We start from the raw sequence: 17,733 nt of genomic DNA, 5'->3' as shown, positions 1-17,733 counted from the left end.
TTGAACCCTTGTCAGAATTAGATTCCTACATCCAGATATGAACTTTCCTTTACTTCTTCCATCACCACATAACTATGTGAGGAAGCAGAAGAGGGGAGCTTTTTTAATAAATCCCCAAGCAGACGCCGGTAAGCACTCATTTCCTTTAGGCGGGCTTTCACCAGGTAATCAAAATCTCCCGAGATCAGATGACATTCCAGCACTTCAGGAATTTCACTTAAGTCACGCGCGACCTGTTCAAATACATCGCCCGATTTGGCAGAAAGTTTGATTTCCAGAAATACTAGTAAGTTCTTTTCCAGCTTTTCCGGATTGAGCCGGGCATGGTAACCCATGATGATTCCATCGCGTTCTAGCCGCTTCACTCGCTCGGAACAGGGTGTGGTGGAGAGGTTGACTCGGGAGGCGAGTTCACTGATTGCAATGCGCCCATCGCGCTGCAGGATATCTAAAATCATGCGGTCTATGCGGTCTAATTTACGCATCTATTATTCCCTTAATTTTTAAAAATGACGCGAAAAATCTAGTGAATTTGCTGAATATATCAGTTTAAAACAGTGAAATTCACTATTGATCCAAAAATATACTGGTGAAATAAACTATAAACGTCATTGAGGGTAATGTCATGCGCGTAATTGTATTAGGTGGTGGTGTCATTGGTGTAACAAGTGCCTACTATCTTGCGCAGCAGGGAGCAGAAGTGACTGTCCTTGACCGTCAGGCAGGTCCAGCTGAAGAAACTAGTTTTGGTAATGCAGGCCAGATTTCTCCTGGTTATTCGACACCGTGGGCAGCACCTGGCATTCCATTTAAAGCAGTGAAATGGATGTTCCAGCATCATGCACCATTGGCGATTAATGTCGATGGTAGTCTGTGGCAGTTACAGTGGATGGCTCAGATGCTGAAAAACTGTAATGCCCAGCATTATGCAGTGAATAAAGAACGTATGGTGCGGGTCGCTGAATATAGCCGTGACTGTTTACGTAATCTACGTCGTGATATCGGCATTTCTTATGAAAACCGTTCTAAAGGAACCTTGCAGATTTTTCGTAAGGAAGCACAGCTCGATGCAGTGCAACGTGATATCGAAGTGCTGAAAGAAACCGGCGTGGATTTTGAATTGCTGGATCGTGAACAGCTAGCCAAAGTTGAACCGGCACTGGCAGAAGCTAAAGATAAACTGGTAGGTGGTTTGCATCTGCCAAATGATGAAACTGGTGATTGCTACCTGTTCACCAATGCGCTGGCCAATTATGCCAAAGGCATGGGCGTACAGTTCAAGTTTAACCAGCATGTTGAAAAACTGCTGTTTGAAGGTGACCAGATTAAAGGTGTGCTGGTCAACGGTCAGGTATTGACCGCAGATAAATATGTGCTGGCTTTCGGTAGCTATTCCCGTGATTTCCTGAAGCCGTTACACCTGGATCTGCCGGTGTATCCGGTTAAAGGTTATTCATTGACCATTCCAATTGTGGATCAGACTCATGCACCGCAATCGACTGTGCTGGATGAAACTTACAAGATTGCATTGACTCGTTTTGATCAGCGCATCCGTGTCGGTGGTATGGCAGAGCTGACAGGCTTTAATTTGGGTCTGAATGAAGATCGTCGCGCAACCTTGGAAATGGTCACTCGTGACCTGTTCCCGGGCGGCGATATGGCGCAGGCCAGTTTCTGGACCGGCTTACGTCCAATGACCCCGGATAGTACGCCAATCATTGGACCAACACGCTTTAATAACCTGTTCCTAAATACTGGACACGGTACCCTAGGTTGGACCATGGCCTGTGGTTCAGGAAAGCTGATCAGTGATCTGGTGCTGGGTCAAGCACCTGAGATTAGTACTGAAGGCTTGTCGCTGAATCGTTATCAGCAGGTTGCTTAAGCTTTTAAGGATTATCAGTTTCAGGGAAGAAATTTATGCCACGTCCAATACACGCGGTGATTCATCAACAGGCATTGCAACATAACCTGCAAGTTGCACGTTCCTGCGCACCTCAAAGCCAGGTCTTTGCAGTGGTTAAAGCTGATGCCTATGGGCACGGTATTGAGCGGGTTTATCCCGCATTAAAAAGTGCTGATGGTTTTGCCTTTCTGGATCTTACTGAAGGAAAGCGTTTGCGTGCCTTAGGCTGTGACAAACCCTTATTGTTACTGGAAGGCATTTTTGGCCTTGAAGATTTATTCGACTGCGCCAAGTACGGGATAAGTTTTGCAATTCATGCCCAGCATCAACTGGAATGGTTAAAAACCTTTGTCGACTTACAACCAGACGTACAGTTTGATATCTTTTTAAAAATGAATAGCGGAATGAACCGACTGGGTTTTTTACCTGAGCAGTATCGTGTCGCTTTTCAGGAATTAAAAAATATTAAGCAAGTATGCTCCATCAGTCATATGACACATTTTTCCGATGCGGATGGCATGCGCCTTGGACAGGAAGGTATTGAACATCAACAGCTGGTCTTTACCGAAACCATTCAAAATCTGCCGGGCAAAACTTCACTCAGTAATAGTGCTGCCATTCTGCGTCATCATCAGCATATACAGTCAGACATTGTACGTAGCGGCATCATGCTTTACGGCAGCTCACCTGACTATCCCGCCCATACGATTGATCACTGGAACTTAAAGCCGACCATGAGTCTGCGTAGCGAACTGATCGCGATTCAGCAGGTTCGGGCAGGAGACAGCATTGGTTATGGCTCTACTTTTATAGTTGAGCAAGATATGCAGATTGGAATTGTGGCCTGTGGTTATGCGGATGGTTATCAGCGAATCACACAAACTGGAACACCAGTTTTGGTAGATGGGATTCGAACCCAAACGGTCGGTCGCGTCAGTATGGATATGCTGGCGGTTGATCTAGGTTCTGTACCTGATGCGCAGATTGGTAGCGAAGTTGTGCTGTGGGGACAATCCATACACGGCACAGTATTGCCGATTGATGAAGTGGCCGCGGGTTCGGGTACGGTTGGCTATGAGCTGATGTGTGCCATTACTCAACGTGTGCCCGTGCAGATTGAAAGCTAAAGATTAAACAAATATTAGAAATAAGAGAGGATAAAATTATGACGGAACATGCAGATATTCAGCGTTTGAACAGCAATCAGGTCATGAGTGCTGTCACCATTCACAATAAAACGGTGTATTTATCAGGGCAGGTGCCAGACAGCAGCAGTCTGGATATTCGTGGTCAAACGCGGGAAGTGCTCATGAAGATTGATCAACTCCTTAAACTGGCAGGTACAGACAAAAGCCGTCTGTTATCTGCACAGCTCTTTGTTAAAAACCTGGAAGACTTTCAAACCGTCAATGCGCTCTGGATTGAATGGCTCGAGGGATGTGGTACACCAGCACGCGCAACCATTCAGGCGGATCTGGTGAATCCCGCCTGGTTAATTGAAATTGCAGTGATTGCAGCGCTCCCTTAAGTTGTTTCAGATTTTTATATCTCCCAACTTGATTTTGTAAGCACATCTGGCCTGATCATTTAATTTATTAAATGAAACTGCATCTGTAATCAGGATTTCAGGAAGAAATCCGATCAGATAAGCGAAGGCTTGATGTGAAAAAGGAACCGAATATGAATACAGCCTCTTCTAAAGATGATGCATCATCATCTCCCCATGAATTACAACGTAAGCTCTCTAACCGACATTTGCAGTTAATTGCCATTGGTGGTGCCATTGGTACAGGCCTGTTTATGGGTTCTGGTAAAACGATTGCACTGGCAGGGCCTTCAATCTTGTTTATCTACATGATTATTGGAGCCATGTTCTTTTTCCTGATGCGTGCATTAGGGGAAATCCTGTTATCTAATCTGCACTATAAATCCTTTATTGATATGGCGCATGACCTGATTGGTCCGGGGGCTGGCTATTATATTGGCTGGTCGTACTGGCTAGGCTGGATTCTGGTCGGCATTGCTGACTTAGCGGCAATTATCAATTATCTGAATTTCTGGCTGCCGCCCGACATGACCTTTACACCCATGGGGCAGGCCATGATCAGTGCTGGCTGTGTATTGCTGGTACTGGGAATTAACCTGCTGACCGTGAAGCTGTTTGGTGAAATCGAGTTCTGGTTCGCCCTGATTAAAATCTTGGCGATTCTGGGCCTGATTGCGATTGGCGGATATATGATCTTCAGCGACTTCCAGGCACCAAGTGGATCGGCTGCCAGCCTGACCAATGTCTGGGCCTATGATGGTATGTTCCCTAAGGGCACAATGGGCTTTCTGGCTGGTTTTCAGATTGCGATGTTTGCTTTTGTAGGGGTAGAGCTGCTGGGTACGATGGCGGCTGAAACCAAGGATCCGGAAAAAAACTTGCCTAAAGCAGTGAATGCGATTCCTACACGGATCATCTTGTTCTATGTGTTGTCTCTGCTGGTGATTATGTCTGTAACGCCGTGGGTAGAAATTCCTGCTGATCAAAGTCCTTTTGTGACTCTTTTCTTGCATGCGGGTATTCCCGTATCAGCCATTATCATGAATCTGGTGGTGCTGTCTTCTGTAATGTCTTCCATGAACAGTGGCGTGTTCTCTACCAGCCGGATGCTGTTTGGTCTGGCACGTGATGGTCAGGCACCCCAGGCTTTGGCTGAGCTTTCAAGTCGTGCAGTTCCGGCTAAAGGTCTGTTATTTTCTTGTGCCTTTATTATGGCGGGTGCAGCTTTCCAGTATTTTGTGCCGAACACGATGGAAGCCTTTACGCTGGCCAGCTCACTCTGTGTGATTCTGTTTATCAGTATCTGGGGGCTGATTATGGTGTGTTATATCCGTTACCGTAAACAGCAACCTGAAAAACATGCCACTTCGACCTTCAAAATGCCGGGCGGAATCTGGATGTCCTATCTGGTGCTAATCTTCTTGTTCTTTGCCTTAGTTATTTTAAGTCTGGAAGCAGATACCATGAAAGCACTGATGATTAGTCCGCTGTGGTTGGTGATTCTGTTTACTACCTATCATACTTTGTATAAACCACGTCTTCGTAAATGTCAGCAACTTCTCTCCGGAGAATAAAGTGCAGACATAAAAAATCCCCGATCAATCGGGGATTTTTTATTTTAGGGAATTTTAGAAAGTAGGTTTTACCACCACTAAAATCACTACTGCAAACAGGATCAAGGTTGGCATTTCATTAAAGAAGCGCCAGAACTTGTGTGACTTGTAATGGGCATTTTCCATCAGTTTCTTACGATAATAACCACATACCAAATGGTAAATGACTAGCAAGCCAACCAAGCCGACTTTCAGATAGAACCATAAGGCTTCATGGTAATGACGCGTTGCATCACCCCAATCGACCAGAAAGTGTGCTGTGATCAGCGTGGCGACCATAGCTGGCCACATAATCCCGCGATACAGCTTGCGTTCCATAATTTCAAAGCGTTGATGACTTACGACATCTTCGCTCATGGCATGGTAGACATAAAGCCGTGGCAGATAGAACAATGCAGCAAACCAGCAAACCACAGCAATAATATGTAATGCTTTTACCCACAAGAAAGCATCAGAAGGAGCATCCATCAAGTCACCCTAAAATGGGCGGCTTAGCCTTCCCATTTTTTGAAAACGAGACAAGCATTTACGCCGCCGAAACCGAAACTGTTACTCATCACAGTATTCAATTTTGCGTCACGTTTTTCAAGTACGATATCAAATGGTTTTGCTCCTTCATCCAGTTCAGTCACGTTGATGTTTGGTGCAATAAAGTCATTTTGCATCATCAGGATAGAGTAGATCGCTTCCTGTACACCTGCAGCACCCAGGCTATGACCTGTCATAGATTTAGTTGAGCTGAGTGGAGGAACCTGACCTTCACCGAAGGCACGCGCCATGGCTTTAAGTTCAGTAACATCACCCGCTGGAGTAGAAGTACCATGTGTATTCACATAGTCAATTTTATCTATACCATGCTGTTTGGCTTCTTCTAGAGCCATCAGGATACAACGTGTTGCACCTTCGCCAGATGGAGCAACCATGTCAGCACCATCAGAGTTGGCTGCATAAGCTACAACCTCAGCCAGAATATTCGCGCCACGTGCCTGAGCATGTTCCAGTGACTCAAGCACCACAAAACCGCCACCACCAGCAATCACGAAACCGTCACGGTCTGCTGAATATGGACGAGAAGCTGTTTCAGGTGTGTCGTTGTATTTAGAGCACAGTGCACCCATCGCATCAAACAGCAGGCTTTGAGACCAGTGATCTTCTTCGCCACCACCGGCAAGCATTAGATCCTGTTTGCCTAATTGAATCAGGTTATAAGCATAACCAATGGCATCGGCAGAAGTTGCGCAGGCGCTGGTAATCGAGTGGGCAATCCCTTGTAATTTGAATGCCACACCGACGTTTGCTGTAATGGTATTCGACATGTTACGTGGTACGAAGAATGGACCAACTTTGCGTGCGCCTTTTTCTTCCAGCAATTTTGTCATTTCTACTACAGAAGCTGTCGAGTTGCCACCTGAACCACCCGCAATACCATAACGTGGATTATTCGCCAGATCTTCCTGCTTTAAACCCGCATGCTCAACAGCAGCCACAGCAGCATTATAGGCATACATCGCGCACACGCCCATAAAGCGTTTCAGCTTACGGTCAATACCATCAAAATCCTGTTCAGCAGCAGCGCTCACATGACTCTTGAAATTCAGTTCAGCATAAGTCGGATTAAAACGTGTTCCTGAAATCCCGTTTTGTAAAGAGTGATTCACATCCTCTAATGTATTACCAATGCACGAGTTAATACCCATACCAGTGATGACAACACGTTTCATCTACAGATCCTTATAGTTTATCTCTGGGGCAGCGGGAGATATTTGGCGTTGATAAGACAGCAAAATATAGCGCTGACCCCTATTTCACAATGCAGAACATCATAGCAGAAAGATTTTTGAAATCTTATGGCAAATGTTATGCCGTGTGACAGTAGGTTGAGTTTATAAAGTACTGTGTAGAGCTTTTACTAAATGAAACAGAATAAGGTTGAGATAAATGCTGACTACACCTAGTATTTATACCAAATACAAGCACGTGCATGCTGAGGTAAAAAATGGTAAATGCTAATAATAAACAATCTAATGGTCTGATTTCGAATGCCTTTGGAGTGGCGAAAAAGTTCAGTTCAACAGGTTTGGAGCTGTTAAATCATGTTGCACCAGATTCTGTGACTAAAACCTTCAATACCGATCATGCTGTTGATGGCTCGGCAAAAGTCAAAAGCCCTTTTGCTTCAAAAAAATATGAAAATCCCAAAGACATGCTACGCGAACATCTTCCAAATGTTTCCCGTCAGCTGCTGGGCCGTCGTTTTAATACCGTGAATAATGTCGCGCATTTTGTTTCTCCCCAGCTGGCCGACAAAGTATCTGACTACTTTTATAATCACCTGAATCAGTTTAGTAACCAAATGAGTTCAGTTGATGCCATCCTGAATGAAGCAGGGGCAAAGGATCTAGAAGAACTGACTCAGGATACTACGCGTTCACAACGCATTTCTCAGGCGTTTGCCGAACAAAATAAATGGATGGCGACAGTACAAGGCGCTGTAAGTGGCGTCACTGGCGTATTGGGAACCGCGATTGATATTCCAGCTTCTTTACTGATGGCACTGCGTACCATCTATCAAGTGGGACGTTCTTATGGTTTTGACCTGAGCAAGGAAGACGATCAGGAAATTGTACAGCATATCTTTAGACAGATTGATCTCAGTCTGATTGCAGAAAAACAGGCGCTGTTGATGGGGCTTAAAGCGCTGAGCAGTACTTTGAAAACACATGACCTTTCCCAGTTGCAGACTATGCTTGGATCAAGCAATGATGTGGAAACACTGAAAAAATGGCTCAGCAATCAGGATGGTAGCATGAAGTGGGAATGGATGAACCATTTCCCGAAACTGTCTTTATTAGAGCAGTTAACCAAACTGACTCCATTGGCGAGTGCAGGGATTGGCGCAGTCTATAGTCATCGCTTTGTGAATGATGTGAACCAGAAAGCTCAAGAAGTATTTTCTCATGCCCGTCAGTATCTGCAGCAGCATCAGGATCTAGGTTTGTCGCCATATGCTGCCTATGAAAAAGCCGTTGACCTGCTCCAGCAGGCAGCCCCTAAGCTGATGGAAAATCTTGACCATTTGGCAGCGGATAAAGATAAGCCAATTCTGGATAAAGAAATCCCAATTGAAGGCAATCAAACTATTAAGCAGGTCAAGCTGGTTAAGAAGGATCAGGAAAGTCTAAGCCCAGAAGAAGCTGAAGTGAAAAAAGATGAAAAAGTCAGTGAAGGTCTGGATGAATTGACCGATAAACTGGTTGAACATGCCGACGCTAAACAGGAACAAAAACCAGCTATTCCAAAAGATTCTTTTGATGCAGATGCAGCACTGGAAGAAGAGCTTGGCTTACAGGAAAATGACACAGAAATGTTACAGGCAGCCGCTGAAGAAGAGACGGATACAAACAATCCAGAAAACTCCGAGACTGTAGACAAACAAACGCAAGCTGAGGAAACTACGGAAGATGTTACAAAAAATGCTGCCACAAAATCGAAAAAATAAGTGATTTTCGCCATAAAATAAACGCTTAAAGTCGAGATGCGATCGTGTTTTGCCTGACTCCGGCATATTGACCGATTTTGCATCTTGACATACAATTGCATGCCCTCAAAAAGTAGTATTTTTTTGGGGCTTTTTATTAACGGGAGAATTGCCACATGGCAACAACAAATCAGTTGATCCGTAAGGGTCGTACGACTTTAGTTGAAAAATCTAAAGTTCCTGCGTTGAAGGCTTGTCCACAGCGCCGTGGTGTTTGTACACGTGTTTACACAACTACACCTAAAAAACCTAACTCAGCAATGCGTAAAGTTTGCCGTGTTCGCTTAACTTCAGGTTTCGAAGTTTCTAGCTACATCGGTGGTGAAGGCCATAACCTGCAAGAGCACAGTGTTGTTCTTATCCGTGGTGGTCGTGTTAAAGACTTACCAGGTGTACGTTACCATACCGTTCGTGGTTCTTTAGACTGTGCTGGTGTTAAAGATCGTAACCAAGCTCGCTCTAAATACGGTACTAAACGTCCTAAGAAATAATCTTTCGAGATTAAGCTCTTAGTTCGCTAGAACTGCAATCCTTTATCGTCTCGCTTGTCTGATTTCTGCATTTAATTTTGTGAAAATTCAAGCGACGTGTAGTAAGGCCAGCGAATGCACACGACACTTTGTGCTACTGCTGGATTAACCTGAAGTGTCATATTTATAGGTAGTTTTAAAATGCCAAGACGTCGCGTAGTCGCTGCTCGTGAAATCCTTCCGGATCCTAAGTTCAGCAGCCAAACAATCGCTAAATTCATGAACCACGTAATGCAAGATGGTAAAAAATCTATTGCTGAAAGTATCGTTTACGGTGCTTTAGACCGCGTTCAAGAAAAATCTAAAGTAGATCCAGTTGAATTTTTCGAGACTACTCTTGAAAAAGTTCGTCCTATGGTCGAAGTAAAAGCACGCCGTGTTGGTGGTGCTACATACCAGGTACCTATGGAAGTGCGCCCATCCCGTCGTACTGCCTTGGCTATGCGTTGGTTAGTAGATGCTGCTGCTAAGCGTTCTGAAAAAACTATGGCTTTACGTCTTGCTGGTGAGTTGCTTGATGCAGCTGAAGGTAAAGGCGCAGCGGTTAAAAAACGTGAAGATGTGCACCGTATGGCTGAAGCCAACAAAGCCTTCTCTCACTATCGCTTCTAAGCGGTTAAAACAGCCCCTATTCAGGAGGATGATGAGCCAGTTTTCGCTGTTTTGTCATCGAATCGCTTTAAGTTGCCCAGCAGCTTAAAGCGTCCTGTTTTAAACAACAAAATTTAGGAATGCAAGAAATCATGGCTCGTCAAACCCCAATTTCTCGTTACCGTAACATTGGTATCTCAGCGCACATTGACGCTGGTAAAACAACGACTTCTGAACGTATTTTGTTCTACACAGGTGAGAGCCACAAACTAGGTGAAACTCACGAAGGTTCGGCAACTACGGACTGGATGGAACAAGAGCAAGAACGTGGTATTACCATTACTTCAGCAGCTGTAACATGCTTCTGGAAAGGTATGGGCAACCAGTTCGAACAACACCGTATTAACGTTATTGACACCCCAGGACACGTTGACTTCACAATCGAAGTTGAGCGTTCTATGCGTGTTCTTGACGGTGCGTGTATGGTTTACTGTGCTGTAGGTGGTGTACAACCTCAGTCTGAAACTGTATGGCGTCAAGCGAACAAATATAAAGTTCCACGTATTGCGTTCGTTAACAAAATGGACCGTACTGGTGCGAACTTCTTCCGTGCGGTTGAACAAATGAAAACTCGCTTGGGTGCTAACCCAGTGCCAATCGTTGTTCCAATCGGTGCTGAAGAAAACTTCCAAGGTGTTGTTGACCTTATCGAAATGAAAGCGATTATCTGGGATGAAGCATCTCAAGGTATGAAGTTCGAATATGGCGACATCCCAGCTGACCTAGTTGATACTGCTAATGAATGGCGTACAAACATGGTTGAAGCAGCTGCGGAAGCATCTGAAGAGCTTATGGACAAATACCTTGAAGAAGGTGATTTGACGAAAGAAGAAATCGTAGCTGGTTTACGTACGCGTACGCTTGCAAACGAAATTCAACCGATGATGTGTGGTTCGGCGTTCAAAAACAAAGGTGTTCAACGTATGTTGGACGCAGTAATTGAATTCCTTCCAGCGCCGACTGACGTTGAAGCAATCAAAGGTATCTTAGACGACAAAGACGAAACTGAAGGTTCTCGTGAAGCGTCTGATGATGCACCGTTTGCTGCGTTAGCGTTCAAAATCATGAACGACAAATTCGTTGGTAACTTAACGTTCGTACGTGTTTACTCTGGTGTTCTTAAAGCGGGTAGCCCGGTTTATAACCCAGTGAAAATGAAACGTGAGCGTATCGGCCGTATCGTACAGATGCACGCAAATGACCGTCACGACATCGAAGAAATTCGTGCGGGCGACATCGCGGCATGTGTAGGTCTTAAAGATACAACGACTGGTGATACATTATGTGATGAAAACCACGTAATTACACTAGAGCGTATGGAATTCCCAGAGCCAGTAATTGCACTTGCAGTTGAGCCTAAAACTAAAGCTGACCAAGAAAAAATGTCAGTTGCTTTAGGTCGTTTGGCGAAAGAAGATCCATCGTTCCGCGTACGTACTGACGAAGAATCTGGTCAAACCATCATTGCTGGTATGGGTGAGCTTCACCTTGACATCATCGTTGACCGTATGAAACGTGAGTTCAACGTTGAAGCAAACATTGGTAAACCAATGGTTGCTTACCGTGAAACGATCAAAAAATCTGTTGAACAAGAAGGTAAATTCGTTCGTCAAACAGGTGGTAAAGGTAAATTTGGTCACGTATACGTACGTCTTGAGCCAATGGACCCTGAATCTGGTAAAGACTACGAGTTCGCTGAAGAAGTTGTCGGCGGTGTAGTACCGAAAGAATTCTTCGGTGCGGTTGACAAAGGTATCCAAGAACGTATGAAGAATGGTGTCCTTGCTGGTTACCCAGTAGTTGGCATCAAAGCGACATTGTTCGACGGTTCTTACCATGATGTCGACTCTGACGAATTATCGTTCAAAATGGCGGGTTCTTATGCCTTCCGTGACGGTTTCATGAAAGCAGATCCTGTTCTTCTTGAACCAATCATGAAAGTTGAAGTAGAAACTCCAGAAGACTACATGGGCGATATCATGGGTGACTTAAACCGTCGTCGTGGTATGGTTCAAGGTATGGACGATCTTCCTGGCGGTACTAAAGCAATCCGTGCTGAAGTTCCACTTTCTGAGATGTTTGGTTACGCAACTCACATGCGTTCTATGTCTCAAGGTCGTGCGACTTACTCTATGGAATTTGCTAAATATGCTGAAACTCCACGTAACGTGGCTGAAGGCATCATTGCTAAGTTCCAAGCTGGCGGCAAAAAAGGTGACGACGAGTAATCTTTCGATTACTATATTGCCTAACTAAATTTATAGTTAAAATCTAATACTCATGCAGGTTTACTGCATGAGTAATCTACAAAGGAAGATGAACATGGCTAAGGCTAAGTTTGAACGTAATAAGCCACACGTTAACGTGGGCACAATCGGTCACGTTGACCATGGTAAAACAACTTTAACAGCTGCGATTGCAACTGTATGTGCTAAAAAATTCGGTGGTGAAGCGAAAGACTACGCTGCAATCGACTCTGCACCAGAAGAAAAAGCACGTGGTATTACAATTAATACTTCACACGTAGAATACGATTCTCCAACTCGTCACTATGCTCACGTAGACTGCCCGGGCCACGCCGATTATGTTAAAAACATGATTACTGGTGCTGCTCAGATGGACGGCGCGATCCTTGTATGTGCTGCGACTGACGGTCCAATGCCACAAACTCGTGAACACATCCTGCTTTCTCGTCAGGTAGGTGTACCTTACATCGTTGTATTCTTGAACAAATGCGACCTTGTAGACGACGAAGAGCTTCTTGAACTGGTTGAAATGGAAGTTCGTGAACTTCTTTCTACTTACGACTTCCCAGGTGATGACACTCCTGTAATCCGTGGTTCAGCACTTGCTGCACTGAACGGTGAAGCTGGTCAATACGGTGAAGACGCAGTTGTAGCTCTTGTTGAAGCGCTTGACTCTTACATCCCAGAACCAGAACGTGCAATCGACCAAGCATTCTTGATGCCAATCGAAGATGTATTCTCAATTTCTGGCCGTGGTACAGTTGTAACTGGCCGTGTTGAAACTGGTATCATCAAAGTTGGTGAAGAAGTTGAAATCGTGGGTATCAAAGACACAGTTAAGACTACTGTAACTGGCGTTGAAATGTTCCGTAAACTTCTTGACGAAGGCCGTGCTGGTGAGAACTGTGGTATCTTGCTTCGTGGTACTAAACGTGAAGACGTACAACGTGGTCAAGTACTTGCTAAACCAGGTTCTATCAAACCGCACACTAAATTCGATGCAGAAGTATACGTACTTTCTAAAGACGAAGGTGGTCGTCACACTCCATTCCTTAACGGTTACCGTCCACAGTTCTACTTCCGTACAACTGACGTAACTGGCGCGATTTCTTTGAAAGAAGGCGTTGAAATGGTTATGCCTGGTGACAACGTAGAAATGTCAGTAGAACTAATTCACCCAATCGCAATGGACCCAGGTCTACGTTTTGCGATCCGTGAGGGTGGTCGTACAGTTGGTGCTGGTGTAGTTGCTAAAGTAACTGCATAATCGCTGATTGTGTGAAAAAAGCGTCCCTTTGGGACGCTTTTTTTATATCTGTAAATTCAACCTACTCATTTTCAAGCATATTTAAATTGTCTAACAATATATTTACAAGCTGTCCTTAAGTGATATTTCACTGACCTTATCTACCCTTATGTGAAAAATTCAACGCAGTAATATAACTATAAGAATTTTAATAATTAGATTTCAGCTCTATATAGAACTGATGGGAGTAAGTGTATGAATGCTCAAGTGAAAATTACCAATCGTGCAGGCGCAAGTTTTCCGGTACGTCGTATGAGTTTTGATTTTGATCAAGTGCCAGAATACTGGATGAATGGTTCAGCAGGACTGACTCACTTTATGACTGCACTCTCTGCATTATTCCCGGCAGGCGAAAAATTCTTTATTGATTCTGTTCGCGCTGTACGTCAGCACCCAGCAATTAAAGACAATGAAGCATTGCAAAAAGAAATTTCTGCCTTTATTGGTCAGGAAGCCATGCATACCCAGGAACATGTTGGCTTTAATGCCTCAGCGCAACGCCATGGCCATGATGTTGATACGCTAGATCATTATACTGACCGAGTCATTCAAACTGCACGCAAAATCTTTGCGGCAGTCGGTAAGCCAGTTGGTATTACCCAGGAAATGGTCGACCTCACTGCGACGACTGCACTAGAACATTTTACTGCGACCATTGCATCTCAGTTACTGACCAATCAGCATATTCAGGAACTGATGAAAGATGACACCATGAAAACCATGTGGCTCTGGCATGCAATTGAAGAGAATGAACATAAGGCCGTGGCCTATGATGTATTCGAAGGTGTTTTCGGTAAAGGTTTAAAATCTTATCTACTGCGTACCACTTCACTGGTTGCAGCGATGGTCACGCTATTCTTTGTACAAAGCTACTTCGTATTGCGTTTATTGAAAGAAGACCGTCAGTTAAGTCTTGGAGCTTTAAAAGAAATCTATACTTATGGTTATAGCCCATCTAAAGGAATTATTACCGGTATGGGTAAAGAAATGCTGATGTACTTTAAACCTGGTTTTCATCCAAATGATCATGACACCCATAGCTTATTACAAAGCTGGAAACAAAAACTGGGCCTTTAATTTAAAACTAGATTAAAAGACTGAAGAGCAACCTAAGTTGCTCTTTTTTTTGCTCGATTTTTTAAATAAAGTTTCTATAATGCGGAGGTTAATTCTAGATAAGATGAACGAAGATGATTCGTTTGATGCAAGCTGCGGATGTACCAGCCGTTGCCAAGATTGAAACCAAAGTACAATCCCATCCCTGGACCTTTAAACAATTTGAAGATGCTGTTACTGCCTATCAAAGCACTGTGATTGAACAAGCAGGGCAAGTCGTAGGGTTCTGCATTTTACAGCCGGTGTTGGATGAAGCCAATTTATTACTGATGGCAATTGATCCTGCGCAACAGGGCAAAGGTTTAGGTTATCAGTTGCTAGATGCCTCAATTGCATTATTGAAAAATAGTCCAGTACAAATCTTTCTGGAAGTACGGGAAAGCAATACTGCTGCAATTAAACTGTATGAAAAAACCGGTTTTCATCAGATTGATCTGCGCAAGAACTATTATCCGAATTCGAATGGCACTCGGGAACATGCCATTATTATGGTGAAGTCCTGTACTGATGATTTTGCCAGCCTGTTTAAATAATATTCCAGCTCTTATTTGACGACTAAATTACTTGATGATGGGATTATTCCATCCGCTAGGCAAGGTCGTCATCAAGGAGTTTCCCAGATGTTCAATCTCCACAGGGGTAAGGGTGCGGTTTAATCGGCGCCATTGCCCGTCAATCAATAATTCAAGTGGCAGGTATTGAGACTTGTAGTTCATTTTGGCTGAATGTGGCACCCAGTAGCCCAGATAAACAAACTGTAAGCCAAGTTTTTGAGTGTGCTCAATCTGTTTCAGAATCGCAAAGGCACCAAGGGAACGGCGGTTCTCATCAGGATCAAAGAAAGTATACACCGCTGAAACGCCATCATCGAGCAGGTCACAAGTCGATACACTGATGAGACGGTCATCTTTCCATAATTCCAGAAAGAAACTATCGGTACAGCTTTGCAGTAAAAACTTTTCGAACTGGTCACGGCTAGGTGGATACATATCACCATCTGCATGACGTTCATTAATATAACGTTCATAGAGGGCGTAATGTATATCTGTGGCCTGTTCAGGATGGGTAATTTTAACCGTCAAATCCTGATTACGTTTCCAGGCTTTTTTTTGCGAGCTGTTCATTTGGAATTCATGAACAGGAATACGTGAAGATAAACATTGACGGCACAGGTGGCATTCAGGCCGATAGACAAAATCACCACTACGACGGAAACCGGTACGAGAAAGCTCGGACAGCGTCACTACATCAATACGGTGCGCTGGATCAAGAAAAACCATGCGCGCGGACTTGTTGGGCAGATAGCTACAGTCATGCGGCGGCGTAATATAATACTGTAAATCGTTCAGTAGGGACTGTGGTTGATAAGAGTTCATAACAAGTGCCCTCTGTTATTTTCATTCACTTAATCGCGCAGACTGCGCTATTGTTTTACTTGAAAATACACCGTCTTGATACTTTTTCCAATTGATCGCAGGCTGTTTTATCACATCTTGTAACGATTTAAGATATGTATGGCGAGAAATTGTACAGGCACCTAGACTCATCAAGTGATCATTCACCAATTGACAGTCAATCCAGGGCAGCTGATTTTCTCTGCCAATCAGCATCAGGGCATAGAAAGCCATTTTAGAAACATCGGTTTGGGTACTAAACATGGATTCACCGAAACAGCCCTTGCCGATAGTCACCCCATAGAGTCCACCTACTAGGCGATCTTCATCCCAAACCTCAATACTATAACCATAACCCGCATTAAACAGGTCGCAATAACCTTGAATGATCTCTTCACTAATCCAGGTCTCATCTGCATAAGCGCGAGGCAATGAGCAGGAACGGATGACTCTTTCAAAAGCATGATTCACCGTAATTTTATAATCCTGTTTTTTCATGCTTCGAAGCAGGGATTTACTTGGATGATAATCTTCTGGCCGAATAATACAGCGTGGTTCCGGACTCCACCAGCAGATCGGATCACCTTCAGAAAACCAGGGGAAGAGACCATGGGTATAGGCCTCATACAAAGTAGAAGGGGAGAGGTCTGCACCGATACAAATCAGGCCTTCACCCTCAAGATCTGCTTCTTCAGGATTGGGGAAAATGTACTGTGAAGGAGGAAGAAGATGCATGCAGAACCCTGATCTTGAAATAGACTGTTTTTATCATACATAAAAAAACCGCCCATGATGGACGGTCTTTTTATTTTCGCTGCTTAGTCTAATTTGCCCATGGCATCGAGATATTTTTCTGCATCCAGTGCCGCCATACAGCCTGAACCTGCAGAGGTAATTGCTTGACGGTAGATACTGTCTGCGATATCGCCTGCAGCAAATACACCCGGGATAGAGGTTTGAGTGGCATTGCCCGCGGTACCACTTTGAACCTGAATATAACCATCACGCAGTTCTAGCTGGCCTTCAAACATGGTGCTATTTGGTTTATGACCAATAGCAACAAATAGACCTGATACTTCAACATCCTGAGTTGAATCATCTTGGGTTGATTTCAAACGTACCGCAGTGACGCCAGTGGTATCACCCAACACTTCTTCTACTTGATGATTCCAGATAATGCTGATTTTTCCTTCTTTTTCTTTTTCAAAAAGATGGTCTTGCAGGATTTTTTCAGAACGTAACGTATCACGACGGTGAACTAGAGTCACGTGAGAAGCGATGTTAGAAAGATATAATGCTTCTTCAACAGCGGTATTACCACCGCCCACAACCATCACTTTTTGCTCTTTATAGAAGAAACCGTCACAGGTTGCACACGCGCTCACGCCTTGACCCATAAATGCAGCTTCTGATTCCAGACCCAGGTATTGCGCAGTTGCACCAGTACAAATGATCAGGGCATCACAAGTAAACTCTTCCATATCGCCTTTCAGGACGAATGGACGAACGTTAAGGTCAACTTCATTGATATGATCATAAACAATTTCAGTACCAAAACGTTCTGCATGAGCCTGCATACGTTCCATTAAAGCTGGACCAGTCAGACCTTCAGGATCGCCAGGCCAGTTATCTACTTCAGTCGTTGTGGTTAATTGACCACCCAGTTGCAGACCTGCAATCAGGGTCGGTTTTAAGTTTGCACGCGCTGCATAGACTGCTGCGCTATAGCCAGCAGGGCCAGAACCTAAAATAATCAGTCGTGAGTGACGTGCGCTCATTCGCTGTATCCTTTTTTATTTAGAAATTTATTGAATTATACGTGAAACTGTATAACAGTGGTGTGAGATTAAAGTCGATATTATTGATCATCGAAATCGATTTGGGCTA

General features: G+C 44.1%; 17 protein-coding genes. 11 read left to right on the top strand and 6 right to left on the bottom strand.

What is annotated here, in order from left to right:
* Nucleotides 1–17: 17 nt before the first annotated feature.
* Nucleotides 18–485, bottom strand: coding sequence for an Lrp/AsnC ligand binding domain-containing protein (locus tag FTU01_RS06545; RefSeq protein ID WP_004783295.1), 468 nt, complete (start codon nucleotides 483–485; stop codon nucleotides 18–20).
* A 140-nt stretch (nucleotides 486–625) separates the two neighbouring features.
* Between FTU01_RS06545 and FTU01_RS06540 the strand changes: the two genes are divergently transcribed.
* The 4 genes from FTU01_RS06540 (at nucleotide 626) to FTU01_RS06525 (ending at nucleotide 5,026) form a co-directional block, all read left to right on the top strand.
* Nucleotides 626–1,885, top strand: coding sequence for a D-amino acid dehydrogenase (locus tag FTU01_RS06540; RefSeq protein WP_034701616.1), 1,260 nt, complete (start codon nucleotides 626–628; stop codon nucleotides 1,883–1,885).
* Nucleotides 1,886–1,920: 35 nt separating this feature from the next.
* Entirely contained in the window at nucleotides 1,921–3,033 is a 1,113-nt protein-coding gene (alr, locus tag FTU01_RS06535; RefSeq protein ID WP_180138564.1) for an alanine racemase, read from the top strand.
* A 38-nt stretch (nucleotides 3,034–3,071) separates the two neighbouring features.
* Nucleotides 3,072–3,434, top strand: coding sequence for a RidA family protein (locus FTU01_RS06530; protein WP_034701622.1), 363 nt, complete (start codon nucleotides 3,072–3,074; stop codon nucleotides 3,432–3,434).
* 152 nt (nucleotides 3,435–3,586) lie between these two features.
* Complete coding sequence (locus tag FTU01_RS06525; RefSeq protein ID WP_180138563.1) at nucleotides 3,587–5,026, top strand: amino acid permease; 1,440 nt, start codon at nucleotides 3,587–3,589, stop codon at nucleotides 5,024–5,026.
* A 54-nt stretch (nucleotides 5,027–5,080) separates the two neighbouring features.
* On the opposite strand, the gene FTU01_RS06520 is transcribed toward FTU01_RS06525, so the two are convergent.
* Nucleotides 5,081–5,533 carry a CopD family protein gene (locus FTU01_RS06520; protein WP_004783286.1) on the bottom strand — a complete coding sequence of 151 codons (453 nt, stop codon included), beginning with the start codon at nucleotides 5,531–5,533 and terminating at the stop codon, nucleotides 5,081–5,083.
* A 23-nt stretch (nucleotides 5,534–5,556) separates the two neighbouring features.
* On the bottom strand, nucleotides 5,557–6,786 hold the full coding sequence (locus FTU01_RS06515; RefSeq protein WP_180032228.1) for a beta-ketoacyl synthase N-terminal-like domain-containing protein: 1,230 nt from the start codon (nucleotides 6,784–6,786) through the stop codon (nucleotides 5,557–5,559).
* 275 nt (nucleotides 6,787–7,061) lie between these two features.
* Here FTU01_RS06515 and FTU01_RS06510 point away from each other — a divergent pair, with 275 nt between their 5' ends.
* From FTU01_RS06510 to rimI, 7 genes are all read left to right on the top strand, one after another.
* Nucleotides 7,062–8,564, top strand: a complete 1,503-nt coding sequence (locus tag FTU01_RS06510) for an EcsC family protein (RefSeq protein ID WP_180032230.1) — start codon at nucleotides 7,062–7,064, stop codon at nucleotides 8,562–8,564.
* A gap of 155 nt (nucleotides 8,565–8,719) precedes the next feature.
* Nucleotides 8,720–9,094: a 30S ribosomal protein S12 gene (rpsL, locus tag FTU01_RS06505; protein WP_004783283.1), complete on the top strand. Its 375-nt coding sequence runs from the start codon at nucleotides 8,720–8,722 to the stop codon at nucleotides 9,092–9,094.
* 180 nt (nucleotides 9,095–9,274) lie between these two features.
* Entirely contained in the window at nucleotides 9,275–9,745 is a 471-nt protein-coding gene (gene rpsG / locus FTU01_RS06500; protein ID WP_004783282.1) for a 30S ribosomal protein S7, read from the top strand.
* A gap of 131 nt (nucleotides 9,746–9,876) precedes the next feature.
* Nucleotides 9,877–12,012, top strand: a complete 2,136-nt coding sequence (fusA, locus tag FTU01_RS06495) for an elongation factor G (protein WP_159123545.1) — start codon at nucleotides 9,877–9,879, stop codon at nucleotides 12,010–12,012.
* A 94-nt stretch (nucleotides 12,013–12,106) separates the two neighbouring features.
* Nucleotides 12,107–13,297, top strand: coding sequence for an elongation factor Tu (gene tuf, locus FTU01_RS06490; protein ID WP_004781663.1), 1,191 nt, complete (start codon nucleotides 12,107–12,109; stop codon nucleotides 13,295–13,297).
* A gap of 234 nt (nucleotides 13,298–13,531) precedes the next feature.
* Nucleotides 13,532–14,413, top strand: a complete 882-nt coding sequence (locus FTU01_RS06485; protein WP_180054089.1) for a metal-dependent hydrolase — start codon at nucleotides 13,532–13,534, stop codon at nucleotides 14,411–14,413.
* 113 nt (nucleotides 14,414–14,526) lie between these two features.
* The gene (gene rimI / locus FTU01_RS06480) at nucleotides 14,527–14,985 is read left to right on the top strand and encodes a ribosomal protein S18-alanine N-acetyltransferase (RefSeq protein WP_180002414.1); all 459 of its coding nucleotides are present in this window, start codon (nucleotides 14,527–14,529) and stop codon (nucleotides 14,983–14,985) included.
* Nucleotides 14,986–15,012: 27 nt separating this feature from the next.
* On the opposite strand, the gene FTU01_RS06475 is transcribed toward rimI, so the two are convergent.
* The 3 genes from FTU01_RS06475 to trxB all read right to left on the bottom strand — a co-directional run bounded on the left by FTU01_RS06475 (nucleotide 15,013) and on the right by trxB (nucleotide 17,624).
* Nucleotides 15,013–15,828, bottom strand: a complete 816-nt coding sequence (locus FTU01_RS06475) for an arginyltransferase (protein ID WP_005234302.1) — start codon at nucleotides 15,826–15,828, stop codon at nucleotides 15,013–15,015.
* Nucleotides 15,829–15,849: 21 nt separating this feature from the next.
* A complete protein-coding gene (aat, locus tag FTU01_RS06470) occupies nucleotides 15,850–16,581 on the bottom strand; it encodes a leucyl/phenylalanyl-tRNA--protein transferase (RefSeq protein ID WP_034704429.1) in 732 nt (243 codons plus the stop codon).
* An 83-nt stretch (nucleotides 16,582–16,664) separates the two neighbouring features.
* Entirely contained in the window at nucleotides 16,665–17,624 is a 960-nt protein-coding gene (gene trxB / locus FTU01_RS06465) for a thioredoxin-disulfide reductase (protein WP_004783272.1), read from the bottom strand.
* Nucleotides 17,625–17,733 lie beyond the last annotated feature (109 nt).

The organism is Acinetobacter sp. YH12043, from assembly GCF_013419915.1.
Taxonomy (GTDB): domain Bacteria; phylum Pseudomonadota; class Gammaproteobacteria; order Pseudomonadales; family Moraxellaceae; genus Acinetobacter.
The sequence above is the reverse complement of the archived record's forward strand: the minus strand, read 5'-3'. Positions and strand labels throughout refer to the sequence as shown.